Below are 19,707 nucleotides of genomic sequence, written 5' to 3'. Positions count from 1 at the left end.
TTTATTGACAAACTAATTCTTTCAATTTTTGAAATTCATCTTGATTCAATTGACGATATTCTCCATAACCTAAAGAAGCATCTAATACAAGACCGGCAAATGCAATTCTCTTGAGGTCAACAACCTCATTTTGGCAAGATAAAAACATCTTTTTTACCTGATGATATTTTCCTTCGTGGAGAGTCAAATAACATTGATGAGTATTTATAAGTTCTAATTGAGCTGGCAGACAACATATATCTTGATCTATCACTATTCCCATTTCAAACCTATATATAGAATTCTCATCAATTGGAAAACGGGTCGTTACCAAATATGTTTTTGGCTGATGATTTTGTGGTAATAATAAGGCTTTGACAATAGATTTATCATTTGTTAAAAGTAAAAAACCAGTTGTATCCTTATCTAATCTACCAACACAGATGCAATCATTTCTTTCAATTAAATCAACAACACACAAATGATTTTTATCATAATTAGCACAAATATAACCTTTAGGCTTGTTCATCATATAATAAACAAAAGGCTGAGAGTGAATTGCTTTTCCAAATACATTAATTTTATCATCATCATGAACGACGTAGCGATGATCATTTATAACTTGATTATTGACCTCAACAAATCCATGTTTGATTAATGTTCTACACTCATTCATATTCCCCAAATTATTTTTCATTAAAATAGAATATAGTGGTTTAATGTGAATTCCTCCCTCTCCAACAATCATTTGATCGTATATTATCATTATTCTTAATCAGAACATAAACTTGACTTCCTCTTTTATATTGAGGATTTTTTTCCAAAATATCCTGTAAAACAGATAAACGTTTATGGCCATCTAAGCATAGATACTTATTATCCTTAATAATAAGTTGTATTGGAAAAGAAAAACCAATTCTCATAACAGAATCATATAGATTCTGGTCATAATCACGATATTGATAATTAATTTGTGATATATCAACTTTAATAATCCGCATAAGTCCACCTCATTGTCTGCATTATAACATTTTTTTCTGAAAAGAAAAATATTTATCTTTTCACTTTTATTCATGATATAATAAAGAATAAGGGAGGTCATCACATGAATATCTTATTAAGTCGTATACTTACATATTTGAATGGTACTTTATTTCATGATTTTCATTATAAAATTTGCACATTTATCATCTTTCATTATTTAGAAATAGAAGATATGAGCGAAGAAGAATTCTTACATAAAGGATGTTTTAAGAAAGAACAGCTCTACTCTTTTATATCTTTGCTAGGATTTGAAACTTATGAAGACTTTAGACAAACATTGATCAATCATTATCAAACACGATTAAATCAAATTCGTGTCAGAATGGTTGGCGTTGATAGTCGTGATTTGATTAGAAATATGGACAAAGATTGTACTGATGAAGAAATGGAAAAAACGATTAGTGACATTTGTAAAAAATTATATCATGCAAAAAGAATTGTTGTTTTTGGTGCATTGTATCCAATTTCAATTGCGATTGAATTGCAAACAGACATGATTACATTTGGAAAGCCATTTATTCAATATCATAGTTATGATCCAATTGTTCTAGATGAAAAAGATGTTGCTATAGTGATTAGTGCAACAGGACGATATCTAGAAGGATTTAAGAAATCGAGAACAGATGTTCATATTGACAAGGCTCAACAAATTCTGATTACACAAAATAAAAAATATACACGAACAGAAGCAACAAATAATTGCAAAGTGATTTATGTTCCTGGCAAATTTGATAGTATTAATTTCAATTATCAAATCATGACTATCTGTGATTTAATCCGTTTACATTATTTTCAACAATATTATTTATAAGAAGCTGAGCTTCTTTTTTTGTTATTAATGAAAATTTTTTATCAAATGATAAATTTTTCCAAAAATATTAACAAAGAAAGTAGAAATCTTTTGAAAAAGTGATATAATGATTACGTTATTCAAGATGGAGGTATAAGATGAAGAAAACATATGAAGGTAAAACAAAAGATGTATTTGAATTAGACAACGGAAATGTTATGTTAAAATTTAAAGATGACTGTACTGGTAAAGACGGTGTCTTTGATCCAGGTGAAAATGCAGTTGGTTTAACAATTGATGGAATTGGAAAAGCAAATCTTGAAACATCAGTTCACTTCTTTGAAATTTTAAAAGATGCTGGTGTTAAGACACATTATGTGAGTGCAGATGTTGACAATGCAACAATGGAAGTTCTTCCAGCAAAAGTATTTGGAAAAGGATTAGAAGTTATCTGCCGTTTAGTTGCTACAGGAAGTTTTATTCGCCGTTATGGTTCATTAATTGAAGATGGTACCGAATTACCTGGTGGTTTAGTTGAATGTACTTTAAAAGATGATGACAATGGAGATCCATTAATTACAAAAGATGCTTTGGTTGCATTAAATGTAATGTCCGCTGCTCAATATGATAGTTTAAAAGAACAAACATTAAAAATCACTCAAATTGTTGCTGATGATTTAAAATCAAAAGGATTAAAACTTTATGATATTAAATTTGAATTCGGTTATAATAATGATGAAGTTATCTTAATTGATGAAATTGCATCAGGAAATATGCGTGTGTACAAAGATGGTAAAATTGTTGAACCTGTTGATTTAACAAACTTTATCTTAGAAAAATAAATGATACCCCACTTTATGTGGGGTATTTTATTTGAGATAAACGCTCCTTTTGTTTCGTTGTCTTTACTCTATAAATACAAAAGTTATTGCCTTTAATAAGCAATAACATTTCATATAAATTATAAAAGTTTTTATTGTTTTAAGAATATACGATCATTATAGTCATGAGTAGAAGAAGAATACAAATGAATTAACTCTTCAACACTCATCTTTTCTCTTTTATCACCTTCAATAACAGCTATAACTTGTCCATCTTTCATAATCATAGTTTTGTTTCCATATTTAAGAGCATCTTCCATATTATGAGTAATCATCAAAGTTGTAATTTGATGTTCTTCAACAAGTCGTGAAGAAATTTCCAGTACCTTTTGAGCTGTTTTAGGATCTAATGCAGCAGTATGTTCATCCAGCAATAAAAGTTCAGGTTTTACATATGTCGCCATGAGCAATGTCAATGCTTGTCGCTGCCCTCCTGAAAGTGTACCCACTTTCATGTCTAGTCTTTCTTCTAAACCAAGATTTAGTTCAGCAAGCGCTTGTTTCATTTCCTGCTTATGCTTATGAGAAAACAATGTTAAACGAAAATGCTGACCGCGTTGTGATGCTAAAGATAAGTTTTCCTCAATTGTCATTGAAGGTGCAGTTCCTTTTAATGGGTCTTGAAACAATCTACCAATAAAACGTGAACGTTTATATTCTGGCATGTGACTTAAATCTTGACCATTTAAGATAACTTGTCCCTCTGTGGCCTCTACAGCTCCTGAGATTGTTTGAAAAAGAGTTGATTTACCTGCCCCATTACTACCAATAATTGTTACAAAATCACCTTTCTCTAATTCGAGATTCACATGAGAAAGAGCAATTTTTTCATTAACTGTTCCCTGATTAAAAACAACTGAAATATTCTTCAATTCTAACATTATGAGCGCCTCCTTTTCATATTAGCTGATGCAATAGCAATAACTACCAAAACAGCTGATAAAAGTTTTAAGTCTCCTGAAGGCAACCCTAGCTGTAAGGCGACTGTTAATACAGCACGATAAAAAATAGCACCAAAAACCACTGCTACCAATTGAAAAACAACCTTATCATTCTTGATAAAAGTCATCCCAACAATGATGCTAGCCAAGCCAATGACCATCATACCAGTCCCGCTATTAATATCAGCAAAAGTTTGATGTTGAGCAAAGATAGCTCCAGCCATTGAGACAAATCCATTAGCTAAAGACAAGCCAAGTATTTTCATTTTATTTGTATCAATTGAACTTGCACGAACCATGTCCTCATTATCACCACAAGCTCGTAATGCTAACCCTAATTGTGTTCTTAAGAAATAATGAAGACAAAAACAAATGAGCAATACAATAATTAAAATGATAATGACTTTATGATAGGGATCGAATGATTCAAATGTAGTGAACAATGTACGATATTCAAATAAAGAAATATTAGGTGAGTCATCCATAATCCTTAAATTCAGAGAATAAAGACCTGTCATTGTTAAAATCCCTGCCAATAATGGCATAATCTTAAACTTTGTAATTAACAAACCTGTCACAAGTCCAGCAATACATCCTGCAAAAAATGCAGCAATCATACCAATTAGTGGCATTGCATGAACTGTAAATATTGCACTTACTGCACATCCTAATGTGAAACTTCCATCAACTGTTAAATCTGGTAAATTTAATATTTTATAGCTTATATAAAGACCAAGGGACATAATCGCAAATATGCCCCCAAGTTCTAATGCTCCTAAAATGATCGTTAAATTCATATCCTCAACTCCTATTTTATCATTGATAATGATTTATCATTTTTGATACTTTCTGGTAATTCAATACCTAATTGATTTAAAACACTTTGATTGACATAAATATTTAAATTATCTTTAAATACTTTTACTGGAATATCTTCAATTTTTGTTCCTTTTAAAACTTTGTCAACCATATTAGCTGTTTCTTTTCCTAGTTCTTCATAATTAATACCAACACTTAAAAATCCACCATCCTGAACCATTGAATCAGCACCAACATATAAAGGAATCTTTGCTTTTGCACAAGCTGTTCCCACAACATTCATTGCACTTGCAACAGTATTATCATTTGGAGCAAATACAGCATCACACTTACTTGTTAAGACATCAATAGCTGTTTGTACTTCATTAACATTTGTGACTGTAGCTTCTATCAATTCAATATTCTTGCTCTTCGCATATGTTTTTGCTTTTTGTATATTTGTTACTGAATTCGCTTCACCTTTATTATAAATAACTCCTAACTTTTTAAGATTTGGATTAATTTGTAATGCTCTTTCCAAAATCAGTTCAACCTGAATTTCATCACTTGTTCCAGTAATATTCTTATCTGGTTTTTCTAACGAATTTGTTAACTTAGCTCCAACTGGATCACTAACTGCTGAAAAGATAATGGGTGTATCTATTGATAATTTAGCAGCTGCTTGAGCCACAGGAGTTGCAATAGCCATCACAACGTCTGGATTCTGTGCTTTAAATTCCTGTATAATACTGGCCGCTGTGTTGTTATCCCCTTGTGCATTCTTGAAGACATATTCAATATTCTTACCCTCTTCATATCCTAATTCTTTCATTTGTTTATCAAAAGAACTCTTAATTGTATTTAATGAAGTATGTTCTACCAATTGTATAATAGCCACTTTCTTTATGTCTTTTACATTTGTAGATGCATCATTGCTCCCACATCCTACCAACATATTTGCAGCTAACCCTGCAGCAAATAAACCTTTAATTAATTTTGTTTTCATTTTCTTCTTCTCCTTTTTTATTTTGTTTTTTAAATTATAAGGAGCTACACCATCGATTCATTTTCATATTTTTTATTCCTCCCCCTCTTGTTAGCATATAAATAAAAAACACCTATCCTCTCAAAAGGACAGATGTATATATCTGCGGTACCACCTTTATTGGTTCATTGAACCCACTCTGTAAAATGCTAACACATTTTTGCTTGATAACGTAAGCCAACGTCTCAGGATACTTGTTACCGTTCCCCTTCGCCCTCGCAGGTCCATTTACTTAACTGCCATTACCTAGTTTCCACCACCCTAAGCTCTCTACAAATACATTTTTAAGTTTTATCTCCCACTCATCGGTTTTCTTGTCTATAATTTACCATAACTACAATATGATGTCAATATTAAAATGTTACATATTTTCATTTTTTCCTAAATATATGTACATTATTTCTTTTTTTATTAAATATAACATTTTTTTAAACCAAATATTCTATAGTTCCTATCATATGTAATTGAATAATACATTCTATCTTGACATTAAAATCACCTTTACCAGAAGTATGAGAGGATTGGTCTGCTGTAACCTTCAAAATAAATATATTTCATAACTGGAATTGTTTATCCTGCCATATCAGCTGTGATTTTTTTGTCAGTAATTAAAAACTGAGATCTATTGACACTTTCTTTAGGTTGCAACTTCACTACTTGCCATAAAAAAGATGCAGTATCAAAGCCTATGTTCTTAAGCACATTATTGATTTTTTCATCATAACCAACAACATCAATATTTGTTTATCCCGCTAGAGACTATTATCTATTACACATTGATTCGTTTCCTTTGTATAAATAACTATAGTAGAATGATTATATTGATATTTCATATAAGTGACATTTCCATCTTCATAGCGTAAACTTTGAATAACTCCAACTCCATTTGCCTTTGAAACATATAACGACAATAATGTGCTGTCTGTTTCTGTATATGTTCCAGAATGAGATAAATATTTACCCTCCAATGACAAACGATCAGAATGTGCACCACTCCTTGCTTGACTCAAAACAGCCTCGGCTTCATTTAAGATTTTCTTTTCTTGAATATTATCCATATAACTTAAAGAAATAGGTACAACAATAGCCATCAAAACTGCTAAAAGTGTTATTGTCACAATCACTTCTATTAATGTAAATCCTTTTATGTTTTTCATGGCTATTCCCCTCCTTTATATCATTTGTTGAAGTTCTGAAACATTATCAGAATATTGAAGTGCTGCATCCTTTGTAATTACGCCTTGTCTCATTAATGATGCAAGACACATGTTTAAAGACTGCATTCCCAAATTCATTCCAGTTTGTATTAAACTATTAATTTGATGTCCTTTATTTTCACGAATCAGATTTTGAACAGCTGGTGTAGCAAGCATGATTTCCAAAGCTGCAACTCGTGAATTTCCGTTTGCTGTTGGTATTAATTGCTGTGTTACAACTGCATTAAGTACACCAGATAACTGTGTACGAATTTGTTCTTGTTTATGAGGTGGGAAAACATCTACAATACGGTCAATTGTCTTTGCCGCTCCAATCGTATGCAAAGTCGAAAAAACAAGATGTTCGGTTTCTGCTAATGTCATTACAGCTTGAATTGTTTCATAGTCACGCATTTCACCAACTAAAATAACATCCGGATCTTCTCTCAGTGCACTTTTTAATGCCATGTCAAATGATTCAACATCAAATTCAACCTCTCTTTGATGGATGAGTGCCTGTTCTTGATTATAAACATATTCAATAGGGTCTTCTATCGTTAAAATATGACATTTTCTATTTTGATTAATTTCATTAATCATTGCAGCTAGAGTTGTTGATTTTCCTGAGCCAGTTGGCCCAGTTAACAAAACCAATCCTCTATTTTCTTGAGTTAATTGCCTAAGCACAGGTGGAAGGTGAAGTTCATCCAAGGAACGGATACGCTCATAAATAATTCTTAGTGCAGCACATAACTGCCCTCTTTCTTTGTAGACATTAACTCTGTAACGATTCATATTCTCAACATAAACCAAATCAATATCCTTACCTTGTTCTAATTTTTCTTTCTGAGAAATACTCAGCATTGATAAAATCATAGCAACAACATCATCAACTGAATATGAATGCTCATACGGATATAGTATTCCATTATTTCTAATCATAATATTGTTTTGTCCACCTAAATGAACATCAGAATAGTTATTCTCTCTTGCTACATGTAATATATCATTTAATGATTGCATTTCATTTCACCTATCTTTCATAATAAGAGATCTTTAATAATTCACTCACAGTTGTTTTACCATCCTCAACCAATTTCAAAGTCTCATCAAATAAAGAACGATAATTTTGATGTTGACGAACATAATCAGAAATATCACTAATATCTACTTTTTCACTAATCATCTTACGGATTGTCTTATCAATAACAATCATTTCATGAATGGCAACTCGTCCTCTATAACCTGTATGATGACAAGCAGGACACCCATCACCCTTATAAACATACTCAATTTTCTTGCCAAGAATACGACAATCATCCTCACTTGTTGCGACTTTCTTAGCACAATTAGGACATACTTTTTTTACCAATCGTTGTGCAACAATCCCAACAACGCTATTAGATACCATATAAGGTTCTATTCCCATATCTTCCAATCTCACAATTGTACTAATAGCATCATTAGTATGTAAAGTTGATACAACCAGATGCCCAGTAATAGCAGCTCGTACAGAAATAGAAGCTGTCTCAGCATCACGTGTTTCCCCTACCATAATAATATCAGGATCCTGTCGCAAAATAGCTCTTAAACCACTCTCAAATGTTAACCCAGCAACATTATTAACCTGCATTTGATTAATACGATCTAAAGTCTTTTCTACAGGATCTTCAATTGTTAAGATATTTACATCCTTTTTTGCAAGTTTCTCCATAATCATATACAAAGTTGTTGTTTTTCCAGAACCGGTTGGTCCAGTTACATAAATAATTCCATTTGGATTGTCCATCATCATCTTCATTTTATGATAATTCTCTTCATTCATCCCAAAATGGTTGGCATAATCAATAGGCGTATGAGAATTAAGATATCTTAATACAATCTTTTCACCATGAACAGTTGGAACAATAGATACACGAAGATTCATTTTCTCACCGTTAATAGTAATTACAAAATGCCCATCTTGAGGAATTCTTTTTTCAGAAATATCAAGGTTTGCTAAAATCTTTGTTCTTACTACCAATGCATTATGAATATTTCTTTGAAGTTTCATTGATTCAATGAGCATTCCATCAATTCTCATACGAACAACAGTTTCGTTTTGAAATGGTTCAATATGAATATCAGAAACATTAGTATTGAATCCATTTGTCAACAAAGAATTCAATAACTTTACAACTGGTGTATCATCTGTTTCACTATCAAAGATTTCTTCATCTGATATTTGAAACTGATTTGTCTGTGTATTTGCGACCTCTGCAGCTGTTTTTGCACGTACCTGCGAATAATAATAGGAAATAGCATCATTTATTGACTGTGCAGTTGTCAAAGCAATTGATAAATCCATACCAGTAACCAAACGAATATCTTCAAAGCCATAAAAATTCATCGGATCACTTGTTATTACATTCAAAATATTCCCATTTATCTCATAAGCAAGTATATTATACTTCATAGCCAAAGGCTCTGGTATTTTCCCAACTGCCTCTGTATCAATATTGATATTATTTAAATTGACAAACGGCTCTCCTAACTTTACAGAGAGAGCCTGCAAAGTTTGTTCTTCGCTCACAAATCCTAAATCAATAAGATGTTGTCCTAACCTCTTACTACGATCTTGTTTTTGAGCATCAAGAGCCTGTTGCAATTGTTCTTCATTAATATATCCCTGCTCTTTTAAAACCTCACCAATTGGTATCATTTTCATACACATCACCACTTTCTAATATAGTTTCTTCCAAACAAATTGATTTGTAAAGTTAAATTCCCCACCAGGATTCAAATAATTACTATATAACAAATCATCAGTATATTGACTGCCTAGTTTATTTTTAATATTCTGTATTGTTTGTTCTGTTAAAATATCCATCTGCACTTCAAAATGACTCTTTAATGCACCATTATTAGCAACTGATAAAACACTATCACCTACAACATATGCACTATTTTCATCATAATCAATTTTGATTTCTTGCCATCCAAAAAAACCATTCGATTTTTCACCTGGTTTGGCATCATTATTAAAAACACGATAATAATAATGATAATAATCTCCTGTTACAACTTGATCCTTAATTTTTACGAAATCTGTCGCCTTGGTAGGCGTTTCATTATAAAAAACATGATATGAGTTATTATTTTCAGGAATATAAGTAGGAATCTTATCCAAATCTATATTATTTAATTTTGATATAACTGTCTTTTTATCATATGCAACATACTCATTATCAGGTATATTATAAACTGTTTCTTGAGCAACTTCTTTAGAAATTTCTTCCCATTGCTTATTCCATTGATCAGTAGGCTTAGCATTCCAACTCGCATCAACTATTCTCCTGTAATACTTCCCCTCAAAAATAATAACATCTCCAATACTATACCGACTCTGTTCTGTCCATTCAGAAGTTAATCTCTTCCAAAAACTTGATGATGTTCCAGGAACATCAGAACCACTATTTGTTGTGGCATTGTACATCCACCAATATCCATTATGAAAAACTCTATCACCAAATCGATAAAAGTATGAAGTCGAATAAAACCATCTATTCGTTCCTAAAGCCATTGATAATAATTGATCATGAACTGTCCCATCTCCCTCTTTTGGATTTTCAATAACAGGTTCAGTATACTTTTTGTTGTAAAATAACCAATACCCATTATAAGACAACTCATAATAATCAGCTGTATATAATGCTTGTTTTTGAATATCTTCACTGACTGACAAGTTCATAAACATGACCGTATCTCTACTGCTATAAACATTCTCTTTATGGTAATCTAAAAGACTATATTTCATATCAATACGTTGTTTATTTTCATAATCCCCTTTAATATAGACAGATAAAATATCAGAATTATAAAACTCCTCACCAAATACCTTTTGCCCATCATGATAAAGATAGCCATCTTTGATATAGATATAATGCCAATTATTATCTTTTTGATAATTAGGTGCATACTGACTATCCTCTTTTACAAAACGAACATCTGTAGAATAAATGATTTCCCCTCTTATAAAATCAATAGTTGAATCAATTTTACGTTTATTTAAATCTGTCTCAACAGTTGTGCCCATAAACTTTGTAGAAGAAAGAATCATTGAACCCGCAATCAATAAAACAATTGATGCAATAGCAATAGACACAATTATTTCTATAAGAGTAAAACCATGTCTATTCTTTCTCATTACTATCGCCTCCTTATTTTTTTATACAACTTTACCAAAATAAAGTTCTGTTGATTGATCAGTAACAAAGTTCAATTGCTGAATTGAATCAAATGAATATTCTTTATTGTTAATTTTTACCTTTTTATTCATTAACTCAGCCTCTAATGCTTCTATTCCAATTAACTTGCCATCATTGTCAAAATCTAAATAAGCAACTTTGCTATTATCAGTACTATAATTTAAAATCAAACTTCTGGTTCCAATTTTCTTAACAAAACCATAAACTTTGACTTTGTTTTCACTTAGTATTGAGTCACCATCGATGCAAAACCATTTTATTTCATATGATGATCCCTTTAACCACTCTAAATAATCATTTTCAAATATAATATTTTCTAATTGTAACTGAGAAATATCAGGACTATTTACCAGATATTTACCAACAGCATTTCCAAAGATAAAACTGTCCATTGTTTTATCGACGGATTCAGCAACAGAACCAATTGAATCAAAATAAAATTCTTTATTAATTTGAGTCAATTCTTTATAAGACTTAGGTAGAACAGAAAGAGCACTATTGAGAACATAAAAATCCGCATCATAACATTCTGTTGGCTGCACTGGCTCTTCTTGAATTATAGAAGGTAACAGCTGTGCTTGGGTTTTAGGAATCAATTTATGTAATTGAATATCAAAAGGGTTTTTCGTTGTAACACTATCTTTCACAAATTCTTTTGTCATAGCAATAGTATGAGTAGAACCATTAGCAAAAACAATTGTCATATTTTTTTCATTACTCTCTTTAATGACATTTTCATTTTCTGATATGAGATCATTATATAGGGTATTTGTTGTTGTCTTAATCAATGAACCTTCTGAAGCTATTATAGATACATTATAAAAACCTACTAAAAACATAGTTCCAGCTACAGCAATTATTGCAAATGTGACAAGCGATTCAATCAGTGTAAAACCTTTACTATTCAGACTCTTCATGAAACTCATCTCCAATCTGTGAATACACTTTTTTATACCAAATATTTTTATGTTTTTGCATTGTAAGTTGGACTTCTTCAGTTTGATGATTATAGATTGATGTCACTTGAATATACAATAAGTTAGAATTAACTTGATCATATTTAATAACAACTGAAATATCTCCCCCAAGACCATCAGGCAAATTTACTTTTGAAATTTCTAGTGGTTGTGATGTAGATTGAGGTAAATAAAATGATGATTGTGACTCAACTGATAATTGTCCAGCAATAGCATCAACAACTGAAATTCCATTTAAATACGCTTGTTTACGTGCATGTTCATAGACTGAACGCTTTTGATAATTAACAGCAATAGCCAAAGCAGTACCTAGAACTATAAAAATGATGAGGACAATGACAATCCCTGTAATAATTGTAGAACCTCTTTCATCATGTCTTTCCATCATTTTCACCTCTTTTATGAATTGGCCATATAAACAACAATTGTTAATGTTGCACTTGTACCTGAACCTTGTGTAGAAGATGAGGTTGTATAAGTGAATTTCGAAATCTCTATACCCTTCATCTTATTTAAAGTATCTATTGTATTCGTAATTTGTACTAATGAACCTGATACAGAAACATTAACTGTTGCTTGTGTAACATATTCTGATGTTTCTTCATCAGTAGGAGTCTGATCTGTTGTGGCAGTTTTAACTGAGGCAGGTTTCACATCAGAGATTGCAAGAGAAACAGGTTTTAAACCATTTGTTAAAAATGCTGTTGTCAATAATTTATCAATCTTTTCATTTGATAATTGAGAATTATATTTATCAATAATCGTTTTTAAACTATTCTTTTTTATTTTTAATTCATCTGGTGCTAATAGATATTTTGAAAGATCACTTTGCTTTGAAGTGTTTAAAGCCAAGGCATTTTGATAAGTTTGATTTAATTCACTACTTTTATCCAATGAAGGTGTAATCAATAGAAACCAGCCACCCACTACAATGAAAAAGCAAATTAATGTATATAACAATTTCTTTTCTCGCTGGGTTAAATGTTCATAGAGTTCTTTCATATTACTGTGCACCCCCATTCAATGTTAGTACCAAACTAAAATTATAATACAATACGACTGTATCAGTAGTGATTTCTTGTCCTGTTAAAGGATTTGTTTCTCCTGTTCCTTGTGAGGTAGTAGAAGAGCCTTGTTGATAACCTGTGTATGTGATTTGAGCATAATCTTCAGAGTTACGTAATATTGTAACATACTTCTCAATATTTTGAACATTACTTGATGTATAAGAGACTGTCATCTCTTTAGAATCCTGATTATATGAAATAGAGTTTAATGTCATTCCAGACAATAACTTCTTTTGTAATTGCAAAATATTTTGCTTATCTATTTTAGATAATCCAGATACATAATTATCAATAGCTTCTAATGAACTATATGTTCCTTGTAAAACAGTCAACTCATTATAAGGTTCTTTATCTGTTGAATCAATTTTAAGTTGTAATTCCTCATTTGAAAGATTCACCTCATCAATTTGCTTTTGCAAATGATAATTACTTATAAACAAATAAAGATAAATAGCTCCAAAAAACACAATTAATGATAAAGGAATTGCAATCAATCTGACAACTTTTGATGACTTTGAAGGACCTTCTTTACGATTGTAGGCCGCAAGTAAATCTAATTCTTTATTTTGAATTTTAGAAAACATAATGACGACCTCACTTTCTTTTCAAATAGCCAATGGGATATGCATAATCATTCACATCAAATTGATGTGTATTATTTTTAACTGCATAGATAGCTTTTGAATTTGGTAATCTTCCTACAGTTAAATTTAATGATAGTCTTACTCTTTCAAACAATTGAATTTCTTCTCCATGTTTTAAACCAAAGAAATAAATATCACTCATTGGTAAGTTTTGATGACTAGAAGAAGCAAATTGTTTAAGTTGTGATATCGCATTAATAACTTCATTCTCAAAATCAGTTGTCCCTCGATTTGCAAAAATACGTGAACGGTTGGTTAAAGCGTATTCATTATTCATAAATAATACACTAATCAAGTTCTGACCATCCACTTGACAAACTGCATATGTTTTATCTAAGAATCCACTTAACTCATTAACCAAGGAAATTAGCACATTAATTGCATAATCAATAGCTATGACTCTAATGCCCACTTCTTCAAAAAGTGTTAGATAACTACCAATAAATTGCCTTTCAACTCCGACACAAAATATTTTACTTGCTCCTTTGGCAGAGTCATCATCACCAAGATAAGCAAAATCATAAACAATATCTTCGCTATTACTATCAATAGCAGACAATTCATCTTTAACAAATTGCAAAATTTCACTTTCACGCATTTTGGGAACACTCGCTGCTTTTGCTAAAATTTTTGCACTATCAACAATTAAACACGTCTCATGAACTCCTCTATCATAAACTGTTTTTAAGCTTCGCTTCATTTCATTTTCATCAATAATCACTCCATTTAACATTGTCCCCTCTTTAAGAGGAATTTGAAAATAATCGACAACTCTTAAAACATCACGTTTAGCTTCAGCAGTCACCACAGAAATATTTTCGTTTGAAATATAAATAACTGTTCCACTTTTCATTTCTCTTTCCTCCTATTTCCCACCAATACTTCCATATAAAGAATAGAGCGGAAGCATGACTGAGACTATAATTGTTCCAATGATAACACCTAATATAATAATCATTAATGGTTGCAATAAAGTAACCATCTTCTCTGTAGCTAATTCGGCTTCATAATCAAAATCATCAGCCACATCCAATAATGTTTGATCCAGTTTACCACTTTCTTCACCAATATAAACTGAACTAGATAACTTTGGATCAAACCCATCAACACTTGAAATGGCTTGACTTAGATTTGTTCCATCTCTAACCTGTTTAATGACTTCATCAAATTGATTCTCAATGTACTTATTATTTATTGTTGCTTTAGCAAGTTCAAGAGAATTCAGCATAGAGACTCCACTCGTATATAAAGAACTCATACTTCTTGCAAAACGTGCAGTATAAATAATACTTGTTAATCTGCCTACTTTTGGACAATGAATCTTAAAGCGGTCCCAAGCAAATTTTACTTTAGGAACCTTAATAGACATTGTGATGAAACATATAAGCACTAAAATCCCAATCAAAAACCATTCCCAATAAGCTGTCATTGCTTTAGAAATGCCAAACATAATTTGTGTAATCAAAGGAATTGGAGTCCCTTCAAAAACATCAAAGAAATTCGGTAAAATCATTGTAAAAACAGCTATAACAACACAAACAGTGACAACTATTAAAATCATTGGATATAGCATTGCACTTTTGACTTTGTTTTGTAACTTATTATCTTTATCAAACTGGACAGATAATTTCATTGCTGTTCTATCCATCATACCCGTTGATTCACTTGCTCTAAACATATTAATCATTAAAGATGGAAACAATTCTCCTTGTGCCTCCAAAGCTGATGATAAAGATAATCCTTGTTGTAATTTCACATAAACATCTTTATAAACTGCTTGAAGCTTAGGATCAGTTGTTTTCTTAGTAATAATATTAATCGTCATAATTAACGAAATACCTGATGATAACATTGTTCCTAACTCTCTACAAAACTCTGATAAATCTTTTAGTTTCATCTTTTTATGCGATTGTTCTTTTATAATTTCCTTAGCCTGTAAAAGATATAAATTATCAGAACGCAATAAAGCGACAAGTTCTTCGCGAGAATTGACCTCCATCTTGCCGTGAAATTTCTTAGAATTTATATCTTTTGCAGTATACTTAAATATCGCCATAACTTGTACTCCTCATCCCTAAAGTCCAAACAAGCTTAAATACCATTTAAACAATTCCTGTCCATATAACAAAGCTACAAATACTCCAAAACAAATATAAGGTCCAAAAGCAATGTGACCTTTTCTATCTATTCTGTGAGTCAGCAATAAATAGCCAGCATAAATTCCAGCTATCAACACAGCAATAAACATTCCTATCAGTACGTTTATCCACCCCATTAATAAACCACTAACTGCTAATAACTTGATATCACCACCACCAAAGCAATCAGGTATTATTAAATTCATAATATATAATGGTACGCTTATTATAAAAAATCCAATTATACGATCCATCAAACTTAAATCTAAAAATGGCACACTTACAATAGCCACTATTAAACAACAAATTACTAAACCATTTGGTATTATCATTGTATCATAATCTATCATACAAATGGTTAATAAAATCATAGAAAATACAAAAGAAATCAATGTCATCCAGTCAATTCCATATCTATAAAAACATAGGACTGCCAAAACTCCACCAACAAACTCAATTGCTGGATATCTTAATGATATTGGTTCTTTACAAAAACGACACTTTCCTCTTAATAAAAACCAACTAAAAACAGGTATCATATCATATGCTTTTAATGTCTTATGACATTTTGGACAAAAACTTCTTCCTTCTACAAAATTCAAACCTAGAGGTAATCGATAGATCACAACATTGATAAAACTTGCAATACATGTCCCCAAAACAAACATATAAACATATAAAAACAATACGATTGGCTCCATTCCTTTCCCCTTTCCACACATTTAATCACTTATAGAATGAAACCCTCTCATTGAGAGGGTTAGACAATCTTTTTATTATCTATATATTTGAACTGAAGAGTTTGGTTCTACTGTAGCAACAGCTTCAGGTTTAGATGGATCTGCTCCAAAATAAACAACATACATAACTGCATTTTCAGGACTTCCAGTTAATTTAGTTCCACCTTCTGCTCCAGTCTTATCAACTGATGTTGGTTTGACCATATAAACATCAACTTGAGAGACTTTTGGTGTGCCACTAACCATTTCATCAACTTTAGCTTCCAAAGTGTCTTTAGTAGTAGAAGCAACATATTCCTTAGTGATTTCAGCTTGTGCAGCAATATAAGCACCTCTTGCTTGTGACATGTATTTAGCATCATCCGCTTCTCCCATATATTTTAATACAGAAGGTACAGCAACTGCCATTAATACAGCCAAAATAACAACAACGACTATGATTTCAATTAACGTAAAACCTTTTTTATTTTTTCTCATTTCTTTTAATTTTTGATATTCATTCCAATATCCTCCCTTTCATGTCATTATTATATTACAAATATATGTCGTTTGCAAGCATATCAAAGCCCTTTCAAAAGACTTTTATTCCCATATTTTGTCATATTATGTAGTATTCCTAAAATTTATTATCTTACATGAAAGTTGAAAATAAAGAAGTAAAAAAAGAGAACTATCAAAATGATATTATTCTCATAATAAATACTAATTTGTTTTTAATCGACGTTGAGATATAAACATATATAATGTAATCCCAAAAATAATAAAATATCCTATCCAACTATAAATATCTGGTATTTGTTGAAAAACAAAAAAACCAAGAATAGCTGCAAAAACAACTTGAGAGTAATCAAACAATGAAATATCTCGACCAGCGGCATAAGAATAAGCTGCTGTTACTGCAAATTGTCCTCCTGCTGCACATAATCCTGCCAGAAATAAAATTATTAATTGTTCTAAAGTCATAGGATGAAAGTTTAATATAAGATATGGAACAACACTGAGACAAGAAAAAATAGAAAAATAAAAAACAATTTGTGGACCTTTCACACCATTCTTTGATAGTTTTCTAACTAATGTATAAGCAATCCCCGCTCCCATTGCCCCTATTAATGCAACAAAACTTGGGAATAATTGAGTATTATGAAAACTTGGTTTTACAATAAACAATGTTCCTATAAAAGCAATTATAATTGAGAAAATTTGCTTTTTTGAAACATTCTCTTTTAATAGAAAAAATGAAAATATAATTACAAAGAATGGTGCTAATTTCTGAATAATGGATGCATCAGCCAACAGCAAATGATCAACAGCATAAAAATTAGCAATAATTCCAACTGTTCCACATAAAGATCTTAAAAATAATGTTTTTATATTCTTTTTATCAACATGAAAACCATAACCGCTCTTTTTAAGGATTGAAAAAGCAATGATTACAGCAACCAAATTTCTAAAGAAACTTTTCTGAATAGAAGGCAAATCCCCTGAAAGTTTAACAAACATATTCATACCAGCAAAACAAAGTGCTGATAAAACAATCATTAAAATTCCTTTGTTTTTCATAAAATCAACTCCATTGTTTATGAATATACCTTATTTTTCCTTGATTGTCATCTGATATACTTTTTATTTTAAAGATATTTATTTCATTTGTTTTCCTATTTCAAAAGATTTATAATGAATCAAAGGGGTTGATAAATTATGGATTTTGAAAATGGCAAGTTTCTGTTAGATATTTATAAAAATTATAAAGATTTACAGCATTTCTTTTTAGATAATGATTATCAACAATCATTAATATCTTTTTTTAATATATTAAAACCATTAATTCCCATCAAAAATATTGCAGCTTTCTTTTTAAAGAATAAACAAGATAAAGACTTTTTTTATGTTTATCAAATAGAAGATTGTCAGTTATTAGAATACATTCATACTCATCATGAAAAAACAATCTCGTCTTATCATTCATCAGTTCACTATCTACTCATTTGTCCACTTATAAATCAAAATACTTACTATGGGGAACTTCTTTTTATAAGAGATATTCATGAAGGCGATTTTACACAAAAAGATAAAGAAGTATTAAAAGACATTGCTCATTTTTATACAAGTGTATTTATAGATAAAGATACATATCTACACAACTTATTAAATAATAATACTATTTTTAGTCAATTCCTAGATAATATCAAAGCTAATGTTCTCATCACCAATCCACATACAGATGAAATTCTTTATATCAATGAACATATGAAAAAGAATTATCGTTTAGATAATCCTATTGGTTTACAATGTTGGAAAGTCTTACAAAAAAATGCCTACCATAGATGTGATAATTGCCCTGTCAAACTCTTGATTGAAAATCCGCAACAATGTTATTCATGGGAAGAAATGAGTTCTTTTGATAATCATGTCTATCAAAACTATGATTGTATGGTTGAATGGTTTGATCATTCATTAGTTCATTTTCAATATTCAGTTGATATTACTGCTATTAAACAATTAACAATAGATGCATCATTTGATGAATTGACTGGTATCTATAATCGTAAGTTTGGTAAGCAAGCATTACAAAATCAAATACTTAAAGCCAGAGATGATAATAAAAATATCATTCTATGTTTATTTGACATTGATCACTTAAAACAAATCAATGATAGTTACGGGCATCACGATGGGGATTATGTTATCAGCACCATTGCTAGTTATGTTAGAAAGACTTTAAATTCAGAAGATGTTTTTTTAAGGTTGAGTGGTGATGAATTTTTACTCTCATTCTATGATAACACTACTGATAATATTCATGAGCACCTTAATCAAATTTTGAATGATTTAGAATCCTTAAAGCATGATGAAAATCTTCCTTATTATCTATCATTCTGTTACGGATTGTACAAAATCACACCGGATTGTTCATTATCATTAAATGAGATGATTACTCATGCAGATGAAAAGATGTATAAATGGAAAAAACATAATCACCTTAAAAAAGCTCTAGATGATCTCAAAAAAAATTCTCCAGTTCAGAATCAATTTGATTATAATAAAGATTTATTATACGATGCTTTGGTAAAAAGTACTGATGATTATATTTTTATTTGTAATATGAAAGACAATATATTTAAATACACACCTTCAATGGTTGAAGAATTTGATTTCCCAAGTGAAATCCTTACAAATGCTGCAGCAGTCTTTGGAACAAAAATTCATCCTGATGATAGAT

21 protein-coding genes and 1 other annotated feature are annotated in these 19,707 nt (G+C 30.7%); of the genes, 3 read left to right on the top strand and 18 right to left on the bottom strand.

The window, feature by feature from the left end:
- Position 1: 1 nt before the first annotated feature.
- Entirely contained in the window at positions 2 to 655 is a 654-nt protein-coding gene (locus tag AC5M21_RS01040; protein ID WP_236916458.1) for a 16S rRNA pseudouridine(516) synthase, read from the bottom strand.
- A gap of 40 nt (positions 656 to 695) precedes the next feature.
- On the bottom strand, positions 696 to 980 hold the full coding sequence (locus AC5M21_RS01035) for a hypothetical protein (RefSeq protein ID WP_008789590.1): 285 nt from the start codon (positions 978 to 980) through the stop codon (positions 696 to 698).
- A 104-nt stretch (positions 981 to 1,084) separates the two neighbouring features.
- Here AC5M21_RS01035 and AC5M21_RS01030 point away from each other — a divergent pair, with 104 nt between their 5' ends.
- Together AC5M21_RS01030 and AC5M21_RS01025 are read left to right on the top strand one after the other, a co-directional pair.
- Positions 1,085 to 1,834: a MurR/RpiR family transcriptional regulator gene (locus tag AC5M21_RS01030; RefSeq protein ID WP_008789589.1), complete on the top strand. Its 750-nt coding sequence runs from the start codon at positions 1,085 to 1,087 to the stop codon at positions 1,832 to 1,834.
- A 137-nt stretch (positions 1,835 to 1,971) separates the two neighbouring features.
- Positions 1,972 to 2,655, top strand: a complete 684-nt coding sequence (locus AC5M21_RS01025; RefSeq protein WP_008789588.1) for a phosphoribosylaminoimidazolesuccinocarboxamide synthase — start codon at positions 1,972 to 1,974, stop codon at positions 2,653 to 2,655.
- A gap of 131 nt (positions 2,656 to 2,786) precedes the next feature.
- On the opposite strand, the gene AC5M21_RS01020 is transcribed toward AC5M21_RS01025, so the two are convergent.
- The 16 genes from AC5M21_RS01020 to AC5M21_RS00945 all read right to left on the bottom strand — a co-directional run bounded on the left by AC5M21_RS01020 (position 2,787) and on the right by AC5M21_RS00945 (position 18,047).
- Positions 2,787 to 3,575, bottom strand: coding sequence for an ABC transporter ATP-binding protein (locus tag AC5M21_RS01020; RefSeq protein ID WP_008789587.1), 789 nt, complete (start codon positions 3,573 to 3,575; stop codon positions 2,787 to 2,789).
- A complete protein-coding gene (locus AC5M21_RS01015) occupies positions 3,575 to 4,432 on the bottom strand; it encodes an ABC transporter permease (RefSeq protein ID WP_008789586.1) in 858 nt (285 codons plus the stop codon). Before AC5M21_RS01015 ends, AC5M21_RS01020 begins: the two co-directional genes overlap by 1 nt.
- A gap of 11 nt (positions 4,433 to 4,443) precedes the next feature.
- Complete coding sequence (locus tag AC5M21_RS01010; RefSeq protein WP_008789585.1) at positions 4,444 to 5,439, bottom strand: ABC transporter substrate-binding protein; 996 nt, start codon at positions 5,437 to 5,439, stop codon at positions 4,444 to 4,446.
- A 121-nt stretch (positions 5,440 to 5,560) separates the two neighbouring features.
- Positions 5,561 to 5,793 (bottom strand) — a binding site (T-box leader).
- A gap of 437 nt (positions 5,794 to 6,230) precedes the next feature.
- Positions 6,231 to 6,635, bottom strand: a complete 405-nt coding sequence (locus AC5M21_RS01005) for a prepilin-type N-terminal cleavage/methylation domain-containing protein (protein ID WP_008789584.1) — start codon at positions 6,633 to 6,635, stop codon at positions 6,231 to 6,233.
- 15 nt (positions 6,636 to 6,650) lie between these two features.
- On the bottom strand, positions 6,651 to 7,697 hold the full coding sequence (locus tag AC5M21_RS01000; RefSeq protein ID WP_493531468.1) for a type IV pilus twitching motility protein PilT: 1,047 nt from the start codon (positions 7,695 to 7,697) through the stop codon (positions 6,651 to 6,653).
- 10 nt (positions 7,698 to 7,707) lie between these two features.
- The gene (locus AC5M21_RS00995) at positions 7,708 to 9,381 is read right to left on the bottom strand and encodes a GspE/PulE family protein (RefSeq protein ID WP_008789582.1); all 1,674 of its coding nucleotides are present in this window, start codon (positions 9,379 to 9,381) and stop codon (positions 7,708 to 7,710) included.
- A 15-nt stretch (positions 9,382 to 9,396) separates the two neighbouring features.
- Entirely contained in the window at positions 9,397 to 10,860 is a 1,464-nt protein-coding gene (locus tag AC5M21_RS00990; RefSeq protein WP_008789581.1) for a prepilin-type N-terminal cleavage/methylation domain-containing protein, read from the bottom strand.
- A gap of 21 nt (positions 10,861 to 10,881) precedes the next feature.
- Positions 10,882 to 11,838, bottom strand: a complete 957-nt coding sequence (locus AC5M21_RS00985; RefSeq protein ID WP_008789580.1) for a pilus assembly FimT family protein — start codon at positions 11,836 to 11,838, stop codon at positions 10,882 to 10,884.
- Positions 11,822 to 12,283 (bottom strand): hypothetical protein, encoded by a 462-nt coding sequence (locus AC5M21_RS00980; protein ID WP_008789579.1) that lies wholly within the window; start codon positions 12,281 to 12,283, stop codon positions 11,822 to 11,824. Before AC5M21_RS00980 ends, AC5M21_RS00985 begins: the two co-directional genes overlap by 17 nt.
- Positions 12,284 to 12,297: 14 nt before the next feature.
- Complete coding sequence (locus tag AC5M21_RS00975; protein WP_017143722.1) at positions 12,298 to 12,900, bottom strand: hypothetical protein; 603 nt, start codon at positions 12,898 to 12,900, stop codon at positions 12,298 to 12,300.
- 1 nt (position 12,901) lies between these two features.
- On the bottom strand, positions 12,902 to 13,549 hold the full coding sequence (locus tag AC5M21_RS00970; RefSeq protein ID WP_008789577.1) for a hypothetical protein: 648 nt from the start codon (positions 13,547 to 13,549) through the stop codon (positions 12,902 to 12,904).
- Positions 13,550 to 13,559: 10 nt separating this feature from the next.
- The gene (gene pilM / locus AC5M21_RS00965; RefSeq protein ID WP_008789576.1) at positions 13,560 to 14,462 is read right to left on the bottom strand and encodes a type IV pilus biogenesis protein PilM; all 903 of its coding nucleotides are present in this window, start codon (positions 14,460 to 14,462) and stop codon (positions 13,560 to 13,562) included.
- A gap of 12 nt (positions 14,463 to 14,474) precedes the next feature.
- Positions 14,475 to 15,665, bottom strand: a complete 1,191-nt coding sequence (locus AC5M21_RS00960) for a type II secretion system F family protein (RefSeq protein ID WP_302378334.1) — start codon at positions 15,663 to 15,665, stop codon at positions 14,475 to 14,477.
- 18 nt (positions 15,666 to 15,683) lie between these two features.
- Complete coding sequence (locus tag AC5M21_RS00955; RefSeq protein ID WP_008789574.1) at positions 15,684 to 16,469, bottom strand: prepilin peptidase; 786 nt, start codon at positions 16,467 to 16,469, stop codon at positions 15,684 to 15,686.
- A 54-nt stretch (positions 16,470 to 16,523) separates the two neighbouring features.
- Positions 16,524 to 16,964, bottom strand: coding sequence for a prepilin-type N-terminal cleavage/methylation domain-containing protein (locus AC5M21_RS00950; RefSeq protein ID WP_008789573.1), 441 nt, complete (start codon positions 16,962 to 16,964; stop codon positions 16,524 to 16,526).
- 225 nt (positions 16,965 to 17,189) lie between these two features.
- On the bottom strand, positions 17,190 to 18,047 hold the full coding sequence (locus AC5M21_RS00945; RefSeq protein WP_008789572.1) for a DMT family transporter: 858 nt from the start codon (positions 18,045 to 18,047) through the stop codon (positions 17,190 to 17,192).
- 138 nt (positions 18,048 to 18,185) lie between these two features.
- On the opposite strand from AC5M21_RS00945, the gene AC5M21_RS00940 reads away from it, so the two are divergent.
- A partial coding sequence (locus AC5M21_RS00940) for a GGDEF domain-containing protein (protein ID WP_493531467.1) occupies positions 18,186 to 19,707 on the top strand: 1,522 nt, incomplete at its 3' end.

The sequence above is a fragment of the Coprobacillus sp. genome (genome assembly GCF_984815275.1).
The sequence above is the reverse complement of the archived record's forward strand: the minus strand, read 5'-3'. Positions and strand labels throughout refer to the sequence as shown.